This is a genomic window from Citrobacter sp. Colony219 (assembly GCF_019382635.1).
Lineage (GTDB): Bacteria > Pseudomonadota > Gammaproteobacteria > Enterobacterales > Enterobacteriaceae > Citrobacter > Citrobacter youngae.
The window spans coordinates 2,382,535-2,402,135 of the sequence record NZ_CP080033.1; the positions used below are offsets into that span (position 1 = coordinate 2,382,535).

The following is a 19,601-nucleotide window of genomic DNA, read 5'->3' on the forward strand; positions in this document are numbered from 1 at the left end:
TTTATCAGCAATAGTAAACAATCAGGCGGCAATGTTGCCGCCTGATGTTGTATTACTTATTGCTTTCGATTTCAGCGATTTCTTCGAGAATTTTATCCGGGTCAGTGCCCGGTGCAGGGGCTTCATTGACCCATGCGGAGAACAGGCGCCATGAAACAGCCAGTACCACTGGGCCGATAAACAGACCAATCATACCGAATGCAATCAACCCGCCGATAACCCCGGAAAGAATAAGGATCAACGGCAAATCAGCCCCCATACGGATCAGCATGGGACGAATAACGTTATCCAGTGTTCCGACCACGCCACTCCACACCAACAGCACCGTGCCCCAGGTAGAATCACCTGTCCAGTAAAGCCAGATAATGGCCGGAATCAGCACCGGTAAAGGCCCCAGTTGCACCAGACAGGAGAGGATCATCAACACCGCCAGTAGCGTCGCGTAAGGTACCCCCGTTACCGCCAGACCAATACCGCCGAGGACGGCCTGTACCAGCGCAGTGACGACCACGCCTAATGCAACCGCACGAATGGCCTGCGCTGCCAACAGGATTGCCGCGTCACCGCGTTTTGATGCAAGACGGCAGGCGAAGTGGCGAATGCCTAGCGCCACCTGCTCACCGCGCCAGTACAGCAGGGCGCTGAATAGCAACATCAAGCCACAGTGCATCATAAAGCGGCCAATATGCGCGGCCTGACCAACAAACCAGGTGGTTGTGGTACCGATATAGGGACGAACCTTAGCCATGATAGCCGAACCGCCCATATCCAACAGGCTGTGCCATGCGCCATAGAGTTTGGCACCCACCAGAGGAATACTGTTTAACCACGCCAGATCCGGCAGCGTCATATCACCGGCGGTAACGGCATGAATCAGGGGACCACTGCCATCAACGATGCTGTTGACCAACAGAGCGATAGGAATAATAAATAACAGAACTAACAACAGGGTCATCACCAGCACGGCCAGCGAACGGCGTCCCCACAGCAATTTTTGTATACGTATCAGGATGGGCCAGGTCGCAATGACCACCGTACCTGCCCAGGCAAAACCGAGGATAAAGGGTTGCACAATCCAGAGACAGGCCACAATCATGATGGCTAAAAACAGCACCGATAGCAGCACTTGTGCAATATCCCTGGGCTGACGGAAATTTACCATAAATACTTTTCACCTTTGTCTTTGCGTCAGAACGTTGACGCGACGTGAACACGTTAATCACACTCTATAATGATGAGCAATTTCAGCGGTTTTGAACAGGCGGATTCTGCCTGTAAATCTGCTGAGCGTATTAGAAAAAAATGTGATACAACAAACAAAGCAACACGCAAACGATTAAATTCACAACACAGACCGCAGGAAAGGGTCACTATAATGATTCCACAAATTTCTCAGGCGCCAGGTGTCGTTCAACTGGTGCTCAATTTTTTGCAGGCGCTGGAGCAGCAAGGATTCACGGGCGATACGGCAACGAGCTATGCCGATCGTCTGACAATGTCGACGGATAACAGTATCTATCAGCTTCTGCCTGATGCCGTGGTTTTCCCTCGTTCGACGGCTGATGTGGCGCTTATCGCCCGGCTGGCGTCAGAACCGCTCTTTTCGTCGTTGATTTTTACCCCTCGCGGCGGCGGCACAGGCACCAACGGGCAGGCGCTTAATCAGGGCATTATTGTTGATATGTCCCGTTACATGAGCCGCATCATTGAAATCAATGTGCAGGAAGGTTGGGTGCGGGTAGAGGCGGGGGTGATAAAAGATCAGCTTAACCAATATCTGAAACCCTACGGCTATTTCTTTGCGCCTGAATTGTCCACCAGTAACCGGGCGACGTTGGGGGGAATGATTAACACCGACGCTTCCGGGCAAGGTTCGCTGGTCTACGGTAAAACCTCCGATCACGTGCTGGGTATTCGCGCGGTATTGATGGGCGGGGATATTCTCGATACCCAGCCGATGCCGGTTGAATTTGCCGAAATGCTCGGTAAAAACAATACGGCGATTGGGCGCATCTATAAGACGGTTTATGAACGGTGTCGTGAGAACCGACAGTTGATCATTGACAAGTTTCCAAAGCTCAATCGCTTTTTAACCGGCTACGACCTGCGGCACGTCTTCAATGATGAGATGACCGAGTTTGATTTAACCCGCATCCTTACGGGGTCCGAAGGTACGCTGGCCTTTATCACCGAAGCCCGCCTTGATATCACGCCGCTGCCTAAAGTTCGGCGGCTGGTCAACGTCAAATACGATTCGTTTGACTCTGCATTGCGTAATGCGCCAGTGATGGTGGAAGCGCGCGCGCTGTCGGTCGAAACCGTCGATTCAAAAGTGCTTAATCTGGCGCGTGAAGATATTGTCTGGCACTCCGTCAGCGAATTGATTACCGATGTCCCGGATAAAGAGATGCTCGGGCTGAATATCGTCGAGTTTGCTGGTGACGATGAAGCATTAATTGATTCTCAGGTCAGTGCGCTGTGTGAACGCCTGGACGGGCTAATTGCCCGGCAGGAAGCCGGCGTAATTGGCTGGCAGCTGTGTACCGAACTGGCTGGTGTCGAGCGTATCTACGCCATGCGGAAAAAGGCCGTTGGTCTGCTGGGTAATGCCAAAGGCTCTGCGAAGCCGATTCCGTTTGCCGAAGATACCTGCGTACCGCCGGAACACCTGGCCGACTATATTGCCGAGTTCCGTGCGCTACTCGATAGTCATGGCCTGAGCTATGGCATGTTTGGTCACGTGGATGCCGGGGTGCTGCACGTCAGACCCGCGCTGGATATGTGCGATCCGCAACAAGAAGTGCTGATGAAACGCATCTCTGATGATGTGGTGGCGCTGACGGCCAAATACGGTGGTCTGCTATGGGGCGAACACGGGAAAGGTTTCCGTGCTGAGTACAGTCCGGCATTCTTTGGCGAGGAACTGTATCGCGAACTGCGCAAAGTGAAGTCGGCGTTTGATCCGCAAAACCGGCTCAATCCGGGGAAAATTTGCCCTCCGGAAGCCATCGATGCGCCAATGATGAAAGTGGATGCGGTTAAACGTGGGACTTACGATCGTCAAATCCCGCTGGCCGTTCGACAGGAGTGGCGTGGGGCAATGGAGTGTAACGGCAACGGGTTATGCTTTAACTTCGATGCCAAAAGCCCGATGTGTCCGTCGATGAAAATTAGCCTCAATCGCATTCACTCGCCAAAAGGGCGGGCAACGCTGGTACGGGAATGGTTGCGCCTGTTGGCCGATCGTGGGATCGACCCCGTGAAACTGGAAAAAGAGTTGCCAGAAAAACGTGCCAGTTTACGTACGCTAATCGCCCGAACCCGGAACAGCTGGCATGCACGTAAGGGCGAGTATGATTTCTCGCATGAAGTGAAAGAGGCGATGTCCGGGTGTTTGGCATGTAAAGCCTGTTCTACGCAGTGCCCGATAAAAATTGACGTTCCGGAATTCCGCTCGCGCTTCCTGCAGCTGTATCACACGCGCTATCTGCGCCCGCTTCGCGATCACATGGTCGCCACCGTTGAGAGTTATGCACCGCTGATGGCGCGCGCACCTAAAACGTTCAACTTTTTCATCAATCAACCACTGGTACGTAATCTGGCTAAAAAACACATCGGCATGGTGGATTTGCCGCTGTTGTCTGCACCATCATTACAACGACAGCTGGTCGGGCATCGTTCGGCCAATATGACGCTGGAACAGCTTGAAGCTCTCAGCCAGGAGCAAAAAGCACGTACGGTGCTGGTGGTGCAGGACCCTTTCACCAGCTATTACGATGCAAAGGTAGTGGCTGATTTCATCCGACTGGTAGAAAAATTGGGTTTGCAGCCGGTGTTGTTGCCATTCTCGCCTAACGGCAAAGCGCAGCATATAAAGGGCTTTTTAAACCGGTTTGCAAAAACGGCGAAAAAGACCGCTGAATTCCTCAACCGGGTGGCAAAGCTGAATATCCCAATGGTCGGTGTCGATCCGGCGCTGGTGCTATGTTATCGCGATGAATACACGCTGGCGCTCGGCGAGCAGCGCGGTGATTTCCATGTCTTACTGGTCAATGAGTGGTTATCGGCTGTACTAGCGTCACAACCGCCGGTCGCTATCGGTGGCGAACCGTGGTACTTCTTCGGACACTGTACCGAAGTGACCGCTCTGCCGGGAGCGCCTGCGCAGTGGGCCGCGATTTTTGCCCGGTTTGGGGCCAAACTGGAAAACGTCAGCGTGGGGTGCTGCGGGATGGCGGGTACCTATGGTCACGAAGTGAAGAATCATCAGAACTCACTGGGGATCTATGAGTTATCATGGCACCAGGCAATGCAACGATTGCCGCGTAACCGTTGTCTGGCTGCCGGGTATTCATGTCGAAGCCAGGTTAAACGCGTAGAAGGCACAGGCGTTCGCCACCCATTACAGGCATTACTGGAGATTATAGGATGATCTGGAAACGTGAAGTCACACTCGAGGCGCTTAACGCCATGGGTGAAGGAAATATGGTCGGGCTGCTCGATATCCGTTTTGTGCATATCGGCGACAATACTCTGGAAGCCACAATGCCCGTGGACCATCGCACCAAACAACCCTTTGGTTTGCTGCACGGCGGGGCGTCTGTCGTGCTGGCTGAGAGCATTGGCTCGGTGGCTGGATATCTGTGTACGATGGGCACTCAAAAAGTGGTGGGCCTTGAGATTAACGCCAACCACGTTCGTTCTGCACGTGAAGGGCTCGTCAGAGGGGTGTGCAGCCCTGTGCATACCGGTTCACGTCATCAGGTGTGGCAAATCGAGATCTTTGATGAGCAGGGTCGGTTATGCTGCACCTCGCGACTGACGACCGCTATTTTGTGATGCATGTTGAGTTTGGTCATTATCTGCGCAGGTAATGGTGTTATACTGTGCAGGTTCTGAACACAAGCGAGGATGATATGTCTACCCAATTAGACCCGGCCCAACTGGCAATAGAATTTTTACGTCGTGATAAAACCGATCTTTCACCAGCTCAGTACCTGAAAAGATTGAAACAATTAGAGCTGGAGTTTGCCGATTTATTAACGCTCTCTTCGACTGAACTGAAAGAAGAGATCTATTTTGCCTGGCGCCTGGGCGTTCATTGATTCCGGTATGCCTGTCGTAATAAAAACCCCGACACATGTGTTCGGGGTTATTTTTTGCCTTAAACCTTGTTTACCACTTCATCTCACCGGTATTCACTTTCGCACTTAGCTCCAGAGAGCTTTCGTCTGCAAGGCCCGGCCATGCTGCGGTCATTGTTTTTATCACGTAGGCTGAACCTTTTTTCGCGCCCAGCGCCTGCTCAAACGACTGCAAATAATCCTGGGTGAAGCGAATCGCTTTATCACCCGTCGGGCGTTCACCAATATAATGACCGGGAATCACCTGAGTGGGATGTAATTGCTGCATTTCACTCAGTACGTTTCGCCATGCCGTGCGCTCTGCCGATGACTGCGTGTCCGCTGTCCAGACGTGAATACCTGAAGCGATACCGGTTCCGCCAATGATGGCGCGGTTCGCCGGGATCCAGACATACGCCGCATAGTCATTAGGATGGCGTAATTCCAGCGTTTCGCCATCAACCGTAAAGCGTGTTTGCGTGGTGGCCTGCGGTACAGTGAGCGATGTTGGCGCGCCATCTTTCATCTGTGGGCCCCAGAACTGTAATTTGGCTTCTTTGGTGGCACGAATATGATCCACCACGTGCGGCGTAGCCAACACCTTGACACCGGGGAAGGCTTTGACAAGTGGCTCAAGGCCAAAGTAGAAATCCGGATCGCCAGACGTGATCACAATGGCTTTCAGCGTCTTACCGCTGGTGCGAATCAGTTGCACCAGTTTTTCACTGTCTTTGGTGCTGAATTGGGCATCAAACAAAATCGCTTCTTTCGGGCCGGACACCAGCGTAGAAGAGACCGGGAAAATAGCCTTTTCCTGCGGATTGTAGACATCCAACTGTAGTGGAGCGGCAAATGCCGAAGAGGCAAACAGGGGTAACAGCATAGCCAGTGTATTGATTTTCATAACGGGGAACCTTGTGCAGGACATTGTCTTTTGATCGTTCCCGTATTTTAAGGAAATTCGGATCTGTTAGAATTCCCATATCAGGACATGCTGAGTTTCATAAAACGATCGGATGGGATGCAATGGACAGAGTCATGGCGGCAACAGTTTTTAACCATATCTGTGATTTAGGCAGTTTGAGTGCCGCCGCACGCGCGCTGGGGCTTTCCCGGCCGATGGTCAGTCGCTATCTGGATGAGATGGAAAAGTGGACCGGGGCGCGGCTTATCCATCGTTCGTCACGGCGCCTGACAATCACGCCTGCCGGTGAAGAGGCATTGGTGAAAACCCGCACCCTGGCACAGCTTTCGCGAGATATCGGTGCCGCCGGGCTCGCGCAAACTCCATCGGGCACGCTACGTGTGGCGTGTGCACATTTTACCGCCATACATATTCTGGCGCCGGTGCTGCCCGCGTTTCTTGCTCGCTATCCTGACCTCCGCATTGAAGTTGAGATCAACAATCAACCGGTAAGCCTGGTTGGAGAACGTATCGATGTGGCGATCCGCATCACGGAAAACCCCGAACCCGGAACGATTGCCCGGCGCTTAGGGGATTGTGAATCGGTGTTATGTGCCTCCGTGGATTATCTTAACCAGCATGGCATCCCAAAAAACGTCGACGATCTTGCGCAGCATAATTGCCTTTATTACAGCGGATTCGCCGGAAAGTCATGGCATTTTCTGGATGCGCAAGGGCAAGCTGTCACTGTGGCCATTAAAGGTAATTTAAGCGCCGGTATCTCGTCACTGCTATGTGAATCCGCCCTGGCGGGGATGGGGATTGCGTTGGTACCTGAGCAGGAGGCGAGAGAAGGGCTGGCGCAGGGGAGATTAATACGACTTCTACCCCAACTACAGCCTAAACGCCTGCCGATTTATGGTTTATATCTTTCCCGCGATCACCAGCCTGCGGGGTTGCGACTGTTGCTGGACGCACTGAATGAGACACAGTGCTAACTATGTGATTGAGTGTGTTTATCAAATAGTCAAAGCGCAATTTGTGTTAAAAAAAATTTATCAGTGTATGAGATTCTTCTGATCGCCCCTTCAAGAGCTAAGCCATTGTGAGTGCCGGAGATAAGCGCCGGATGGGGCCGGAACCCTTAAGCCTGCCAGCAAGCAGACTTAAGGGTTTTTTATGGCCCACATGCGCTTTGGGCCGTATTGCTCCCCCGTAGTCATCCCCACCTATCCCTTAAATAGACATTATCTATACATCTTTTAGCATTTGACCTGCCGGAACGATTACACATTCATAATCTATTATTAATCAATGTATTGAATAAAAAAATCCATCCCTGTTAACCCTCGCCGCAGGGTCTATGCTTAATAAAAGTCGTCAAAAAGGGCGGTTAACCCGAATGCCCCTGCTGTTGAGGGGTTGAAGTGATAATCATTATCACTAACATGGTGTTATAGCTTAAAAGCTAGTGACTCGAGGTAACCCTATGGAATTGCATTCAGGAACATTTAATCCCAACGATTTTGCGTGGCGCGGGCTGACGTTAACGCCAGCGGCAGCGGCGCATATCCGTGAACTGGTGGCAAGGCAACCCGATATGTTGGGTGTGCGGTTAGGCGTGAAACAAACCGGGTGCGCGGGATTCGGCTATGTGCTGGACACCGTCAAGCAACCTGAGAAAGACGATCTTCTGTTTGAAACGGATGGCGCCAGACTGTATGTGCCTTTACAGGCGATGCCGTTTATCGATGGAACTGAAGTCGATTTCGTGCGTGAAGGATTAAATCAGTTATTTAAATTTCATAACCCGAAAGCCCAGAACGAATGTGGCTGTGGCGAAAGCTTTGGGGTATAGGCGGTACTATGTCTCGTAATACTGAAGCAACTGACGATGTCAACACCTGGGCTGGCGGGCACCTCAATTACAAAGAGGGGTTCTTTACCCAACTCAAAACCGATGAGCTGGCCAAAGGGATCAACGAAGAGGTCGTGCGCGCGATTTCGGCAAAACGAAATGAACCCGACTGGATGCTGGAATTCCGTCTGAATGCGTTTAACGCGTGGCTGACGATGGAAGAACCACACTGGCTAAAAGCGCACTATGACAAACTGAACTACCAGGATTACAGCTATTACTCTGCACCTTCTTGCGGTAATTGTGATGAAACCTGCGCCTCTGAACCGGGAGCGGTGCAACAAACGGGCGCGAATGCATTTTTAAGCAAAGAGGTTGAGGACGCGTTCGAGCAGCTTGGCGTACCGGTCCGTGAAGGCAAAGAGGTGGCGGTGGATGCCATTTTCGATTCGGTGTCAGTCGCAACGACCTACCGCGATAAGCTGGCGGAACAGGGTATTATTTTCTGCTCGTTCGGCGAAGCCATCCACGATCATCCTGAACTGGTAAAAAAATACCTCGGTACCGTCGTCCCGGGGAATGACAATTTCTTTGCCGCGCTGAATGCGGCGGTAGCATCAGACGGCACGTTTATTTATGTGCCGAAAGGCGTGCGTTGCCCAATGGAACTGTCGACCTATTTCCGTATCAATGCAGAAAAAACCGGACAGTTTGAACGCACGATTCTGGTGGCGGATGAGGGGAGTTACGTCAGCTATATCGAAGGTTGTTCGGCACCGGTGCGTGACAGTTACCAACTGCATGCGGCGGTGGTTGAGGTGATCATCCATAAAGATGCTGAGGTGAAGTATTCAACGGTACAAAACTGGTTCCCCGGCGATGGCAATACCGGCGGCATCCTGAATTTCGTGACCAAACGTGCGCTGTGTGAAGGCGAAAACAGCAAAATGTCATGGACGCAGTCAGAGACCGGTTCAGCCATTACCTGGAAGTACCCGAGCTGCATTTTGCGTGGTGATAATTCGATCGGCGAATTCTACTCCGTTGCGCTGACCAGCGGTCATCAGCAGGCCGATACCGGCACCAAAATGATCCACATTGGCAAGAACACGAAATCGACAATTATCTCGAAAGGGATTTCTGCCGGACATAGCCAGAACAGCTACCGCGGCTTAGTGAAAATTATGCCTACCGCCACTAACGCCCGCAACTATACCCAATGTGATTCGATGCTGATCGGGGCGGACTGTGGGGCGCATACCTTCCCGTATGTGGAGTGCCGTAACAACAGCGCTCAGCTTGAACATGAAGCGACGACCTCGCGCATTGGCGAAGATCAGCTGTTTTACTGCCTGCAACGTGGCATCAGCGAAGAAGATGCTATCTCGATGATCGTCAATGGTTTCTGTAAAGACGTGTTCTCTGAGCTGCCGCTGGAATTTGCTGTGGAAGCGCAAAAACTTCTCGCCATAAGTCTTGAACACAGCGTCGGCTAAAATTTAAGGAAAGCACATGTTAAGCATTAAAGATTTACAGGTCAGTGTGGAAGATAAGGCGATTCTGCGTGGGCTGAGTCTTGAGATTCGCCCCGGAGAAGTCCACGCCATTATGGGGCCGAACGGTTCCGGGAAAAGCACGTTGTCTGCGACACTCGCCGGACGAGAAGATTATGCAGTCACTGGCGGGACGGTAGAATTCAACGGTAAGGATTTACTGGAACTGTCACCGGAAGACCGTGCCGGTGAAGGCATCTTTATGGCATTTCAGTATCCGGTAGAAATCCCCGGCGTCAGTAATCAGTTTTTCCTGCAAACGGCACTGAATGCTGTGCGCAGCTACCGTGGCGAAGAGTCGCTGGACAGGTTTGACTTCCAGGATCTGATGGAAGAAAAAATTGCGTTGCTGAAGATGCCGGAAGATTTGCTCACCCGTTCGGTCAACGTTGGTTTTTCCGGCGGTGAGAAAAAGCGTAATGACATTTTGCAAATGGCGGTGCTGGAGCCTCAGTTGTGCATTCTGGATGAGTCGGACTCCGGGCTGGATATCGATGCGCTGAAAATCGTCGCCGACGGCGTGAACTCGCTACGCGACGGGCAACGCTCATTTATTATCGTCACCCACTACCAGCGAATCCTCGACTATATCAAACCCGATTACGTCCACGTTCTCTACCAGGGGCGCATTGTGAAGTCCGGTGATTTTACGTTGGTTAAACAGCTGGAGGAGCAAGGGTATGGCTGGCTTAGTGAACAGCAGTAACGTGCTCCAGCAGTGGCATCATCTGTTTGAAGCGCAGGGTGAGCGTCGCTCACAGCATGCGCAACAACACCTGCAACAGATGTTGCGGCTGGGGTTGCCGACGCGTAAACATGAGGACTGGAAATACACGCCGCTGGAAGGGTTAACCAACAGCCAGTTTGTCAGTGATGTTGCTGAGATAACGTCAGCCCAGTGTGAAGCGTTGGCACCGGCTATTGATGCCATACGACTGGTATTTGTCGACGGGCAATTCTCTACAACGCTGAGCGACAGCACAGAAGGTAGCGGTTTTGACATTACCGTTGATGATGCGCGTCAGGCGCTCCCTGCGGCTATCCAGCCAGAGGTGTTCCTGCATCTGACCGAAAGCCTCTCACGCAGCGTCACGCACATTCAGGTCAAACGATATCAACGTCCAGCGAAACCGCTGCTGTTGATGCACATCACCCAGGGGCTGGCAGGTGATGAGGTGAATACCGCGCACTATCGTCACCATCTTGAACTGGCCGAAGGTGCAGAGGCTACCGTCATTGAGCACTATGTTAGCCTGAATGCGCATCGACATTTTACCGGTGCACGCTTAACGATGAACGTGGCGGCAAATGCCCATTTTCACCATATCAAACTGGCGTTTGAGAATCCGGTTAGCCACCATTTCGCGCATAACGATATCCAGTTAGGGGCAGATGCGACGGCGGTGAGCTACAGCTTCTTACTCGGTGGTGCGGTATTACGCCATAACACCAGTACCCAGCTTAATGGGGAGAACAGCACACTGCGCCTTAACAGCCTGGCGATGCCGGTGAAAAATGAAGTTTGCGATACCCGAACCTGGCTTGAACACAATAAGGGGTATTGCAACAGCCGCCAGTTACATAAAACGATTGTCAGCGATAAAGGCCGGGCGGTGTTTAATGGCCTGATTAACGTGGCGCAGCATGCCATTAAAACCGATGGTCAGATGACCAACAATAATTTGCTGCTCGGTAAACTGGCGGAAGTGGATACCAGGCCGCAACTGGAAATCTACGCTGATGACGTGAAATGCAGCCACGGGGCGACGGTAGGGCGGATCGACGATGAACAGATGTTCTATCTGCGTTCGCGTGGGATTGGCCAGCAGGATGCCCAACAGATGATTCTCTACGCGTTTGCCGCTGAACTGACGGAAGCTCTGAGCGATGAAACGCTGAAACAACAGGTACTGGCGCGGATAGCCCAACGTCTGCCGGGAGGCGTAGCATGACATTTCCCATTGAAAAAGTACGGGCCGATTTTCCGGTCCTGACGCGTGAGGTCAACGGCTTACCGCTGGCTTACCTCGACAGTGCTGCCAGTGCGCAAAAGCCCAACCAGGTGATTGATGCCGAGGCAGAGTTTTATCGGCATGGCTATGCGGCTGTCCATCGGGGGATTCATACGCTCAGCGCTCAGGCAACGGAAAAAATGGAGAATGTCCGTAAGCTGGCGTCATTGTTTATTAACGCGCGTTCAGCCGAAGAGCTGGTGTTTGTTCGCGGTACGACGGAGGGCATCAACCTGGTGGCGAACAGCTGGGGCAATAGCAATGTTCGGGCGGGTGATAACATCATCATCAGTGAAATGGAACACCACGCCAATATTGTCCCCTGGCAGATGCTGTGCGCCCGCGCAGGTGCAGAACTGCGCGTTATCCCACTGAATGCCGACGGGACGTTGCAGTTGGAAACGCTGCCGACGCTGTTTGACGATCGCACGAAGCTGCTGGCGATTAACCACGTATCTAACGTGCTGGGCACGGAAAACCCGTTGGGTGAGATGATCGCGCTGGCGCATCAATACGGCGCGAAAGTACTGGTGGATGGCGCGCAGGCGGTCATGCACCACCCGGTGGACGTGCAGGCGCTGGATTGCGACTTTTATGTCTTCTCCGGACATAAGCTGTATGGACCCACCGGCATTGGCGTGTTGTATGCCAGAGAGTCGCTGCTGCAGGAAATGCCACCGTGGGAAGGCGGTGGCTCGATGATAGCAACCGTCAGTCTGAGCCAGGGAACGACGTGGGCTAAAGCCCCCTGGCGTTTTGAAGCCGGAACGCCGAACACCGGAGGGATTATCGGTCTGGGAGCGGCCATTGAATATGTTAGCGCGCTGGGGCTTAGTGAAATCAGCGAATATGAACAGTTCATGATGCGCTATGCGCTGGAGCAACTGGCGGAGGTACCTGATCTGACGCTCTACGGCCCGGAAAACCGTCTGGGCGTGATTGCGTTTAACCTCGGCAAACATCACGCGTATGACGTCGGTAGCTTTCTTGATAACTATGGAATTGCAGTGCGGACTGGGCATCACTGCGCTATGCCATTGATGGCTTATTATCACGTTCCCGCGATGTGCCGGGCTTCCATTGCCATGTATAACACCCATGAAGAAGTGGATCGCCTGGTAACGGGCCTCAAGCGTATTCATCACTTGCTGGGATAACAGGGAGGCATTATGGCTGCGCTACCGGATAAAGAAAAACTGTTGCGTAATTTTCTGCGTTGCGCTAATTGGGAAGAGAAATACCTGTACATCATTGAACTGGGTCAGCGCCTGCCGGAATTAACTGCCGACGATCGCTGCCCGGAAAATAGCATTCAGGGATGTCAAAGTCAGGTATGGATTGTTATGCGGCAGAATGCTGAAGGTATTATTGAATTACAGGGCGACAGTGATGCGGCAATTGTGAAAGGACTTATCGCCGTCGTCTTCATTTTGTATGACCGGATGACGGCTCAGGATATTGTGAATTTTGATGTGCGCCCGTGGTTTGAAAAAATGGCGCTCGCACAGCATCTCACACCTTCACGTTCACAGGGACTGGAAGCGATGATACGGGCGATCCGCACCAAAGCCGCAACTCTTAGCTAAACTGATAAAACACGTCATCTTTCAGGCTGACTGGAATGATTCCGTGCAAGGCATCGCAATGACTCGTAGGCCGGATCGGACGTTTGCCGTCATCCGGCAACAACGCCAGGGGGGTGAGTGAGTATGAAACGCGCGTCTGTTATTACGTTAATGCTGATCGGCGCCTACAGCGCTATTCAGGCCGCCTGGGCGGTCGATTATCCTTTGCCACAGGCTAACAGCCGTCTTGTCGGGCAAAATCAAACCTACACCGTGCAGGAAGGCGATAAAAACCTACAGGCGATTGCCCGTAAGTTTGATACCGCCGCAATGCTGATCCTTGAAGCCAACAATACTATTGCCCCCGTCCCTAAACCCGGAACGCTGATCACTATTCCCTCGCAATTATTGCTGCCAGATGCGCCACGCGAAGGCATTATTGTGAATCTGGCGGAACTGCGTCTGTATTACTTCCCGCCGGGAGAGAATAGTGTTCAGGTATTCCCGATTGGTATCGGTTTGCAGGGGCTGGAAACGCCGGTAATGGAAACGCGGGTTGGTCAGAAAATCCCCAATCCGACCTGGACCCCTACACCGGGCATCCGTAAACGCTCTCTGGAGCGCGGCATAACATTACCGCCGGTAGTGCCTGCTGGGCCAAATAATCCGTTAGGGCGCTTTGCACTGCGTCTGGCGCATGGAAACGGTGAATACCTGATCCATGGCACCAGCGCGCCGGACAGCGTGGGCCTGCGTGTGAGTTCCGGCTGTATTCGCATGAATGCACCGGACATCAAAGCGTTGTTCGAGCAGGTGCGGCCAGGTACGCCTGTCAGAGTGATCAACGAGCCGATAAAGTACGCCGTCGAGCCAAATGGTATGCGCTATGTTGAGGTGCACAGGCCATTGTCACCGGAAGAGGAACAAAACGTCCAGACCATGCCGTATGTGCTACCAGCCGGCTTTACCCAGTTTAAAGACAATAAAGCGGTGGATAACAGTCTGGTGGAAAGGGCGTTGTATCGTCGTGCAGGTTATCCGGTCACCGTCACTGCCGGGCAAGCATCGGTCGCGAGCAATGGACCAGAAGTGAAGTCTGCGCAAAATGGTGTGCCGGGAGAAGATGCTGAGGTGCGCGCTACGCAATAACAGGGAAGGGGAATTCAGAGCAAAAAAAATGGCGCACAATGTGCGCCATTTCTATTACACAGATACTATTACTTACGGTATTTAGTAGCTGCGTTGTCCAGACGCTGGTTAGCGCGAGCTGCGTCATCTTTAGCAGCCTGAACGTCGGAACGCATTGCGTTCACGTCGTTGCTCAGCTGGTCAACTTTAGCGTTCAGAGTCTGAACGTCAGAAGACAGCTGATCGATTTTAGCGTTGCTGGAGCAACCTGCCAGCAGAGTAGAACCCAGGATTACCGCGCCCAGTACCAGTTTAGTACGATTCATTATTAATACCCTCTAGATTGAGTTAATCTCCATGTAGCGTTACAAGTATTACACAAAGTTTTTTATGTTGAGAATATTTTTTTGATGGGAATGCACTTATTTTTGATCGTTCGCTCAAAGAAGCATCGAATTGTGCAAAAACAGCTAAAAACTCGTGAGAAAACAGAAAGCTTCCATCGGATTCATCTTAGATAATCTCGGATTGGATAGTGAAATCCGATTTGATTTTTTATTAATCGTGGCTATCAAGAAAATAAAAAAGCGCCGCAAGGGCGCTTTTTAAGCAAATTAATTCGCGATGGAATTATTACAGCACGTGAACAGATGCCGTATTGGTGGTGCCGCTCGGAACCAGCGCACCGGAAACCATCACCACAACGTCACCTTTCTGTGCCAGACCGCTTTCCAGAGCAACTTCTTTACCCAGGCGATAGAAATCATCGGTAGAGCTGATTTCTTTAACCACCTGTGCAACAACGCCTTTGCTCAGCACCAGCTGACGCGCGGTAGTTTCGTTGGTGGTCAGCGCCAGGATGGTGGCATCCGGGAAGTATTTACGTACTGCGCGAGCAGATTTACCGCCCTGGGTTGCGACGACGATCAGCGGAGCATCCAGTTTTTCTGCAGTTTCAACCGCGCCACGGCAAACGGCTTCGGTGATGCGCAGTTTGCGGCTGTCGTTGTTGAAGTCCAGACGGCTGGTCATCACGCGGTCAGTACGCTCACAGATGGTCGCCATGATGGTAACGGCTTCCAGCGGGTATTTACCTTTTGCAGACTCACCAGACAGCATGACTGCGTCGGTACCGTCGAGGATGGCGTTAGCAACGTCACCAGCTTCAGCACGGGTCGGACGCGGGTTTTTGATCATGGAGTCCAGCATCTGGGTCGCAGTGATAACGACTTTACGTGCGCGGATACATTTTTCGATGATCATTTTCTGCGCGAAGATAACTTCTTCAACCGGGATCTCAACGCCCATATCGCCACGCGCAACCATGATGCCGTCAGACGCTTCGAGGATTTCGTCGAAGTTGTTCAGGCCTTCCTGGTTTTCGATTTTGGAGATGATCTGGATGTTTTCGCCGCCGTGCGCTTTCAGGTGCTCGCGGATTTCAACGACGTCAGAACGTTTACGGATAAAGGAGGCTGCAACGAAGTCAACGCCTTGTTCGCAACCGAAGATCAGGTCTTGTTTGTCTTTTTCAGCCAGTGCTGGCAGGGCAATGGAAACGCCCGGCAGGTTAACGCCTTTGTTTTCGCCCAGGTCGCCGTTGTTCAGCACTTTACAAATAACTTTGTTACCTTCGATAGCGGTAACTTCCATGCCGATCAAACCATCGTCGACCAGAACGGTGTTACCGACGGACAGGTCTTTAGTGAAGCCTTCATAGGTAACAGCAACGATTTCATTGTTGCCCACAACAGATTTGTCGGTAGTGAAAGTGAAGGTCTGGCCCGCTTTCAGAGAAACGTCGTTGCCGCCTTCCAGCTTAATGGTACGGATTTCCGGACCTTTGGTGTCGAGCAGGATTGCAGCTTTCTTGCCGGTTTTGCTCATGACGTTGCGCAAATTCTTGATGCGCTGACCGTGTTCTGCATAGTCGCCGTGAGAGAAGTTCAGACGCATGACGTTCATGCCCGCGTCCAGCATTTTGGTTAACATCTCTTCGGATTCGGTTTTCGGACCGATGGTGCAAACAATTTTCGTCTTTTTCATGACAGTCTTAGTCTTTAAGTTGAGAAGGATATGGAAATCTGGCTTCCATCGCGCACGGATGGAAAGCTAAACCTGAGTTACGAAAGTTGTGATGCCTCGCTCTAAGAATAGGTGACATCGATAAAGCGTGCAGAGGAATGTGTGCTTGCGTTTCAGCCCAACGGGATGGTGAGTTTTGTAGTCGTTGAGTTTTACAGGTCAATGTGCTGAAACCATTCAAGAGACAATTGGCGCGCATTATACGCTGAAAATTATCAAAAAGGAAAATGGAAACAGCGTTTCAAAAGAGTTCTGTGCAGTTTCACAAGAAATATTCATTAATTTGTTCATAGGTATGGATAAAGAGGTTGTCCACCGCCAAGGTTTGTTGCGCAACAACCTGCATTTGTCCTCTCAGATAAGGGTTATCCTGTCATCCCGGCTCGAATGTCTTCATATTTCTAAAAGTTATATCAAATTCTTTTTAATTCATTTTAAAAGTCAATCTCGCTGATTACACTCATTTGGACATCCATACTGCTAAACAGCCAAAAGCACTAGCAGGATAACAATAAGCAGCAGCGGATACCCAAACGACATGATTGTCCTGAAAAATATTTCGAAAGTGTTTACGCCAGGCAGGCTTTCTATTACCGCTGTCGATGATGTCAACCTGACGGTTGAGCAGGGGCAGATTTACGGGATCATTGGTTACAGCGGGGCGGGAAAAAGCACCTTAATACGTTTGCTCAATGGTCTGGAAAAACCGTCCTCCGGTAGCGTGACGATTAACGGCCAGGATATTTCCGCCGCCCGCGGGGAATCGTTGCGTCAGGCACGGTTGAAAATCAGCATGGTGTTTCAGCACTTTAATTTACTGTGGTCACGCACCGTCAGTGAAAATATCGCTTTCTCTATGCAAATTGCCGGTGCGCCGAAAGCGATGATTAAGGCGCGAGTGGCCGAGCTGATTACCCTTGTCGGTCTGAGCGGTCGCGAAAATGCGTATCCATCGCAGCTCAGTGGCGGCCAAAAGCAGCGCGTAGGGATCGCCCGCGCGCTGGCGAATAATCCTGATGTACTGCTCTGTGACGAGGCTACGTCAGCCCTGGATCCGCAAACTACCGATCAGATTCTGGAGTTACTGCTCGATATTAACCGTCGCTTCAAATTAACCATCGTGCTGATCACCCATGAAATGCACGTGGTACGCAAGATCTGCGATCGCGTCGCGGTAATGGAAAACGGCAGGGTGGTTGAAGAGGGCGATGTACTTACTGTCTTTACCCATCCACAACAACCGATCACCCGACAGTTCGTTCGTCAGGTGAGTCAATATGCCGAGGAAGACGAATTCAACCCGCAGCTGGCCAGCGAACTTGGCGGCGTGGTGATCAGGCTTACGTTTACCGGGCAACGTACGCATCGGCCAGTGGTTGGCGAATTGACCTTACGCTATGGCCTGCCGTTTAACATTTTGCACGGCAAGATGACGCAAACCGCGCACGGTGTGTTTGGTCAGCTCTGGGTGCACGTTGTGGCCTCTGAGGAACAATTGAACAATATTTTGGCCGACCTGCGCCAGAGCGACATTGAAGGCGAGGTGATTCAACATGCCTGAAGATCTGTTTCCCCATCTGAAGTGGGACCAACTGCTGGCAGCAACCCAGGAAACGCTCTATATGACGGCACTTTCTGGTGCGGCAACGTTTGTCCTTGGGATTGCACTCGGGCTGGCGCTGTTCCTGACCGCTCGCGGTGGACTATTCCAGAACCGCGCCTTGTATAGCGCGATCTCGCTGGTGGTCAATATTTTCCGCTCGATCCCGTTCATCATTCTGATCGTATTGCTAATACCGTTTACCAAAACGATCGTTGGCACCATTCTCGGCGCCAATGCCGCGTTGCCCGCGTTGATTGTGGGGGCTGCACCTTTTTACGCACGCCTGGTCGAAATCGCCCTGCGTGAAGTCGATAAAGGCGTTATTGAAGCGACGCGCTCGATGGGCGCACGTCTGACGACGCTTGTTTTTCGGGTTTTACTGCCGGAATCCTCACCCGCTCTGGTGTCCGGGATCACCGTGACGCTGATTGCACTGGTTAGCTACAGCGCGATGGCGGGGGTGATTGGTGCAGGTGGTTTAGGGAACCTGGCTTATCTGGAAGGATTCCAGCGCAACCACAGCGACGTCACGCTGGTGGCGACGGTAACGATTCTGCTCATCGTCTTCATCATTCAGCTTTGCGGCGATGTGATCACCTCTCTGTTAGATAAACGCTAATAAAATACGGAAACCATCATCATGAAAAAATCACTGACATTACTCGCAGCTGCAACCTTAAGCGCCCTGAGCTTTGCCTCGTGGGCAGATACGCTGACCGTTGGCGCGTCCAACGTGCCGCATGCAGAGATCCTCGAGCAGGCTAAGCCTATACTGGCGAAGCAAGGGATAGACCTGGAGATTAAACCATTCCAGGACTACATTCTGCCGAACACCGCGCTGGCGGGTCGTGAGATTGACGCTAACTACTTCCAGCATATCCCGTACCTGAATAGCGTGATTAAAGATCATGCTGGCGACAAATCCTATGATTTCGTCAGCGCAGGGGCGATTCATATTGAGCCGATTGGTATCTATTCGAAAAAGGTGAAGTCACTGAAGGATCTGCCGGAAGGTGGCAAGGTGATCATGCGTGATGCGGTATCTGAAGAAGGTCGTATTCTGTCGATTTTTGAAAAAGAGGGCGTGATCAAGCTGAAGCCGGGTGTGGATAAAGTGACGGCGCGCATTAGCGACATCGTAGAGAACCCGAAAAAGTTGAAGTTCTTACCTAACGTGGAAGCGGCGCTGTTACCGCAGATGTATAACAATGAAGAAGGGGATGCGGTGGTGATTAACGCCAACTACGCAATCGACGCCGGACTGGATCCAGTGAAAGATCCGATTGCCGTAGAAAGCGGTGAAAACAACCCGTATGCCAATATCATTACCGTGCATCGCGGTGACGAGAAGAAAAAGGATATCGTGGCGCTGGTTGATGTGCTGCACTCCAAAGAGATCCAGGACTGGATCCGTACCAAATATAAAGGCGCGGTGATCCCGGTTAATAACTGATCCGCTTTTTGCTGAGTGGCGGCAGTGCCTTATCCGGCCTACGACGTCTTGTAGGCCGGGTAAAATGCGTTCGCGCAGAGCTATACTCGTTCAATTCTCGCTGGCAACCCCTGACGCACAGCGGCTCCTGAAACCCAATCCAGCCAGGTGTTGGCAACCTTTCGTGTCGGATCCGCAAAGCCCAGATCGTTGATATTGATTCCCGACTTTATCTTTTTATCAAACGGCATCGGCTCACCGTCGAGCGTATGCTGCGCAGCGCCCATCTCTTTATGTCCATAGCCATGCTCAATTGCGATTACCCCAGGCATCACGCC

Annotated in this window: 20 protein-coding genes; 14 read left to right on the forward strand and 6 right to left on the reverse strand. The window is 51.9% G+C overall.

All coding sequences use genetic code 11. The annotated features are described in order from the left end of the window. Positions 1-52: 52 nt before the first annotated feature. On the reverse strand, positions 53-1,162 hold the full coding sequence (ydiK, locus tag JTI85_RS10510; protein WP_048211846.1) for an AI-2E family transporter YdiK: 1,110 nt from the start codon (positions 1,160-1,162) through the stop codon (positions 53-55). A gap of 213 nt (positions 1,163-1,375) precedes the next feature. On the opposite strand from ydiK, the gene JTI85_RS10515 reads away from it, so the two are divergent. The 3 genes from JTI85_RS10515 (at position 1,376) to JTI85_RS10525 (ending at position 5,105) form a co-directional block, all read left to right on the forward strand. Further along, positions 1,376-4,432, forward strand: coding sequence for an FAD-binding and (Fe-S)-binding domain-containing protein (locus JTI85_RS10515; protein WP_137346339.1), 3,057 nt, complete (start codon positions 1,376-1,378; stop codon positions 4,430-4,432). Then, on the forward strand, positions 4,429-4,839 hold the full coding sequence (gene menI / locus JTI85_RS10520) for a 1,4-dihydroxy-2-naphthoyl-CoA hydrolase (RefSeq protein WP_005120251.1): 411 nt from the start codon (positions 4,429-4,431) through the stop codon (positions 4,837-4,839). The genes JTI85_RS10515 and menI overlap by 4 nt, the downstream gene beginning before the upstream one ends. A 77-nt stretch (positions 4,840-4,916) precedes the next feature. Next, a complete protein-coding gene (locus JTI85_RS10525) occupies positions 4,917-5,105 on the forward strand; it encodes a YdiH family protein (protein WP_005120249.1) in 189 nt (62 codons plus the stop codon). A gap of 70 nt (positions 5,106-5,175) precedes the next feature. Here the strand turns inward: JTI85_RS10525 and JTI85_RS10530 are convergent, their stop codons facing one another. After that, on the reverse strand, positions 5,176-6,027 hold the full coding sequence (locus tag JTI85_RS10530; RefSeq protein ID WP_115643474.1) for a Vmh family MBL fold metallo-hydrolase: 852 nt from the start codon (positions 6,025-6,027) through the stop codon (positions 5,176-5,178). A gap of 122 nt (positions 6,028-6,149) precedes the next feature. Here JTI85_RS10530 and JTI85_RS10535 point away from each other — a divergent pair, with 122 nt between their 5' ends. The 8 genes from JTI85_RS10535 to JTI85_RS10570 all read left to right on the forward strand — a co-directional run bounded on the left by JTI85_RS10535 (position 6,150) and on the right by JTI85_RS10570 (position 14,164). Beyond that, on the forward strand, positions 6,150-7,025 hold the full coding sequence (locus tag JTI85_RS10535) for a LysR family transcriptional regulator (protein WP_048211843.1): 876 nt from the start codon (positions 6,150-6,152) through the stop codon (positions 7,023-7,025). A 491-nt stretch (positions 7,026-7,516) separates the two neighbouring features. Continuing rightward, positions 7,517-7,885 carry a Fe-S cluster assembly scaffold SufA gene (gene sufA, locus JTI85_RS10540; protein ID WP_115602118.1) on the forward strand — a complete coding sequence of 123 codons (369 nt, stop codon included), beginning with the start codon at positions 7,517-7,519 and terminating at the stop codon, positions 7,883-7,885. An 8-nt stretch (positions 7,886-7,893) separates the two neighbouring features. After that, positions 7,894-9,381, forward strand: a complete 1,488-nt coding sequence (sufB, locus tag JTI85_RS10545; RefSeq protein WP_061067803.1) for a Fe-S cluster assembly protein SufB — start codon at positions 7,894-7,896, stop codon at positions 9,379-9,381. Positions 9,382-9,397: 16 nt separating this feature from the next. Continuing rightward, the gene (gene sufC / locus JTI85_RS10550) at positions 9,398-10,144 is read left to right on the forward strand and encodes a Fe-S cluster assembly ATPase SufC (protein WP_061067804.1); all 747 of its coding nucleotides are present in this window, start codon (positions 9,398-9,400) and stop codon (positions 10,142-10,144) included. Beyond that, positions 10,119-11,390, forward strand: a complete 1,272-nt coding sequence (gene sufD / locus JTI85_RS10555) for a Fe-S cluster assembly protein SufD (protein ID WP_219351464.1) — start codon at positions 10,119-10,121, stop codon at positions 11,388-11,390. The genes sufC and sufD overlap by 26 nt, the downstream gene beginning before the upstream one ends. Further along, a complete protein-coding gene (gene sufS, locus JTI85_RS10560) occupies positions 11,387-12,607 on the forward strand; it encodes a cysteine desulfurase SufS (protein WP_219351465.1) in 1,221 nt (406 codons plus the stop codon). The genes sufD and sufS overlap by 4 nt, the downstream gene beginning before the upstream one ends. Positions 12,608-12,619: 12 nt before the next feature. Next, positions 12,620-13,036 carry a cysteine desulfuration protein SufE gene (gene sufE / locus JTI85_RS10565; RefSeq protein ID WP_048211838.1) on the forward strand — a complete coding sequence of 139 codons (417 nt, stop codon included), beginning with the start codon at positions 12,620-12,622 and terminating at the stop codon, positions 13,034-13,036. A 123-nt stretch (positions 13,037-13,159) separates the two neighbouring features. Further along, entirely contained in the window at positions 13,160-14,164 is a 1,005-nt protein-coding gene (locus JTI85_RS10570; RefSeq protein WP_200044211.1) for a L,D-transpeptidase family protein, read from the forward strand. A gap of 68 nt (positions 14,165-14,232) precedes the next feature. Here the strand turns inward: JTI85_RS10570 and lpp are convergent, their stop codons facing one another. The 3 genes from lpp to JTI85_RS21385 form a co-directional block, all read right to left on the reverse strand. Then, positions 14,233-14,469 (reverse strand): murein lipoprotein Lpp, encoded by a 237-nt coding sequence (gene lpp, locus JTI85_RS10575; protein WP_003029373.1) that lies wholly within the window; start codon positions 14,467-14,469, stop codon positions 14,233-14,235. 307 nt (positions 14,470-14,776) lie between these two features. Further along, positions 14,777-16,189, reverse strand: coding sequence for a pyruvate kinase PykF (gene pykF, locus JTI85_RS10580; RefSeq protein WP_003029366.1), 1,413 nt, complete (start codon positions 16,187-16,189; stop codon positions 14,777-14,779). Between the two features lie 7 nt (positions 16,190-16,196). Further along, entirely contained in the window at positions 16,197-16,391 is a 195-nt protein-coding gene (locus JTI85_RS21385; RefSeq protein WP_245163452.1) for a hypothetical protein, read from the reverse strand. A gap of 375 nt (positions 16,392-16,766) precedes the next feature. Between JTI85_RS21385 and JTI85_RS10585 the strand changes: the two genes are divergently transcribed. From JTI85_RS10585 to JTI85_RS10595, 3 genes are read left to right on the forward strand one after another with little or no spacing between them, the layout of a single operon-like run. Then, entirely contained in the window at positions 16,767-17,789 is a 1,023-nt protein-coding gene (locus tag JTI85_RS10585; RefSeq protein ID WP_048211836.1) for a methionine ABC transporter ATP-binding protein, read from the forward strand. Further along, positions 17,782-18,450, forward strand: coding sequence for a methionine ABC transporter permease (locus JTI85_RS10590; RefSeq protein ID WP_048211835.1), 669 nt, complete (start codon positions 17,782-17,784; stop codon positions 18,448-18,450). The genes JTI85_RS10585 and JTI85_RS10590 overlap by 8 nt, the downstream gene beginning before the upstream one ends. 21 nt (positions 18,451-18,471) lie before the next feature. Continuing rightward, positions 18,472-19,284 carry a MetQ/NlpA family ABC transporter substrate-binding protein gene (locus JTI85_RS10595; protein ID WP_048211834.1) on the forward strand — a complete coding sequence of 271 codons (813 nt, stop codon included), beginning with the start codon at positions 18,472-18,474 and terminating at the stop codon, positions 19,282-19,284. An 80-nt stretch (positions 19,285-19,364) separates the two neighbouring features. Here the strand turns inward: JTI85_RS10595 and JTI85_RS21390 are convergent. Then, positions 19,365-19,601 (reverse strand): hypothetical protein (locus tag JTI85_RS21390; RefSeq protein WP_255574746.1); only part of this gene is annotated, 237 nt, incomplete at its 5' end.

Excerpts from the sequence above, each read along its gene's own strand:
- JTI85_RS10535 (WP_048211843.1), top strand. The coding sequence starts at position 6,150 with ATGGACAGAGTCATGGCGGCAACAGTTTTTAACCATATCTGTGATTTA.
- sufA (WP_115602118.1), top strand. The coding sequence starts at position 7,517 with ATGGAATTGCATTCAGGAACATTTAATCCCAACGATTTTGCGTGGCGC.
- sufD (WP_219351464.1), top strand. The coding sequence starts at position 10,119 with ATGGCTGGCTTAGTGAACAGCAGTAACGTGCTCCAGCAGTGGCATCAT.
- JTI85_RS10570 (WP_200044211.1), top strand. The coding sequence starts at position 13,160 with ATGAAACGCGCGTCTGTTATTACGTTAATGCTGATCGGCGCCTACAGC.
- JTI85_RS10585 (WP_048211836.1), top strand. The coding sequence starts at position 16,767 with ATGATTGTCCTGAAAAATATTTCGAAAGTGTTTACGCCAGGCAGGCTT.
- JTI85_RS10515 (WP_137346339.1), top strand. The coding sequence starts at position 1,376 with ATGATTCCACAAATTTCTCAGGCGCCAGGTGTCGTTCAACTGGTGCTC.
- sufC (WP_061067804.1), top strand. The coding sequence starts at position 9,398 with ATGTTAAGCATTAAAGATTTACAGGTCAGTGTGGAAGATAAGGCGATT.
- JTI85_RS10530 (WP_115643474.1), bottom strand. The coding sequence starts at position 6,027 with ATGAAAATCAATACACTGGCTATGCTGTTACCCCTGTTTGCCTCTTCG.
- lpp (WP_003029373.1), bottom strand. The coding sequence starts at position 14,469 with ATGAATCGTACTAAACTGGTACTGGGCGCGGTAATCCTGGGTTCTACT.
- sufS (WP_219351465.1), top strand. The coding sequence starts at position 11,387 with ATGACATTTCCCATTGAAAAAGTACGGGCCGATTTTCCGGTCCTGACG.
- ydiK (WP_048211846.1), bottom strand. The coding sequence starts at position 1,162 with ATGGTAAATTTCCGTCAGCCCAGGGATATTGCACAAGTGCTGCTATCG.
- sufB (WP_061067803.1), top strand. The coding sequence starts at position 7,894 with ATGTCTCGTAATACTGAAGCAACTGACGATGTCAACACCTGGGCTGGC.
- sufE (WP_048211838.1), top strand. The coding sequence starts at position 12,620 with ATGGCTGCGCTACCGGATAAAGAAAAACTGTTGCGTAATTTTCTGCGT.
- pykF (WP_003029366.1), bottom strand. The coding sequence starts at position 16,189 with ATGAAAAAGACGAAAATTGTTTGCACCATCGGTCCGAAAACCGAATCC.
- JTI85_RS10525 (WP_005120249.1), top strand. The coding sequence starts at position 4,917 with ATGTCTACCCAATTAGACCCGGCCCAACTGGCAATAGAATTTTTACGT.
- JTI85_RS10595 (WP_048211834.1), top strand. The coding sequence starts at position 18,472 with ATGAAAAAATCACTGACATTACTCGCAGCTGCAACCTTAAGCGCCCTG.
- JTI85_RS10590 (WP_048211835.1), top strand. The coding sequence starts at position 17,782 with ATGCCTGAAGATCTGTTTCCCCATCTGAAGTGGGACCAACTGCTGGCA.
- menI (WP_005120251.1), top strand. The coding sequence starts at position 4,429 with ATGATCTGGAAACGTGAAGTCACACTCGAGGCGCTTAACGCCATGGGT.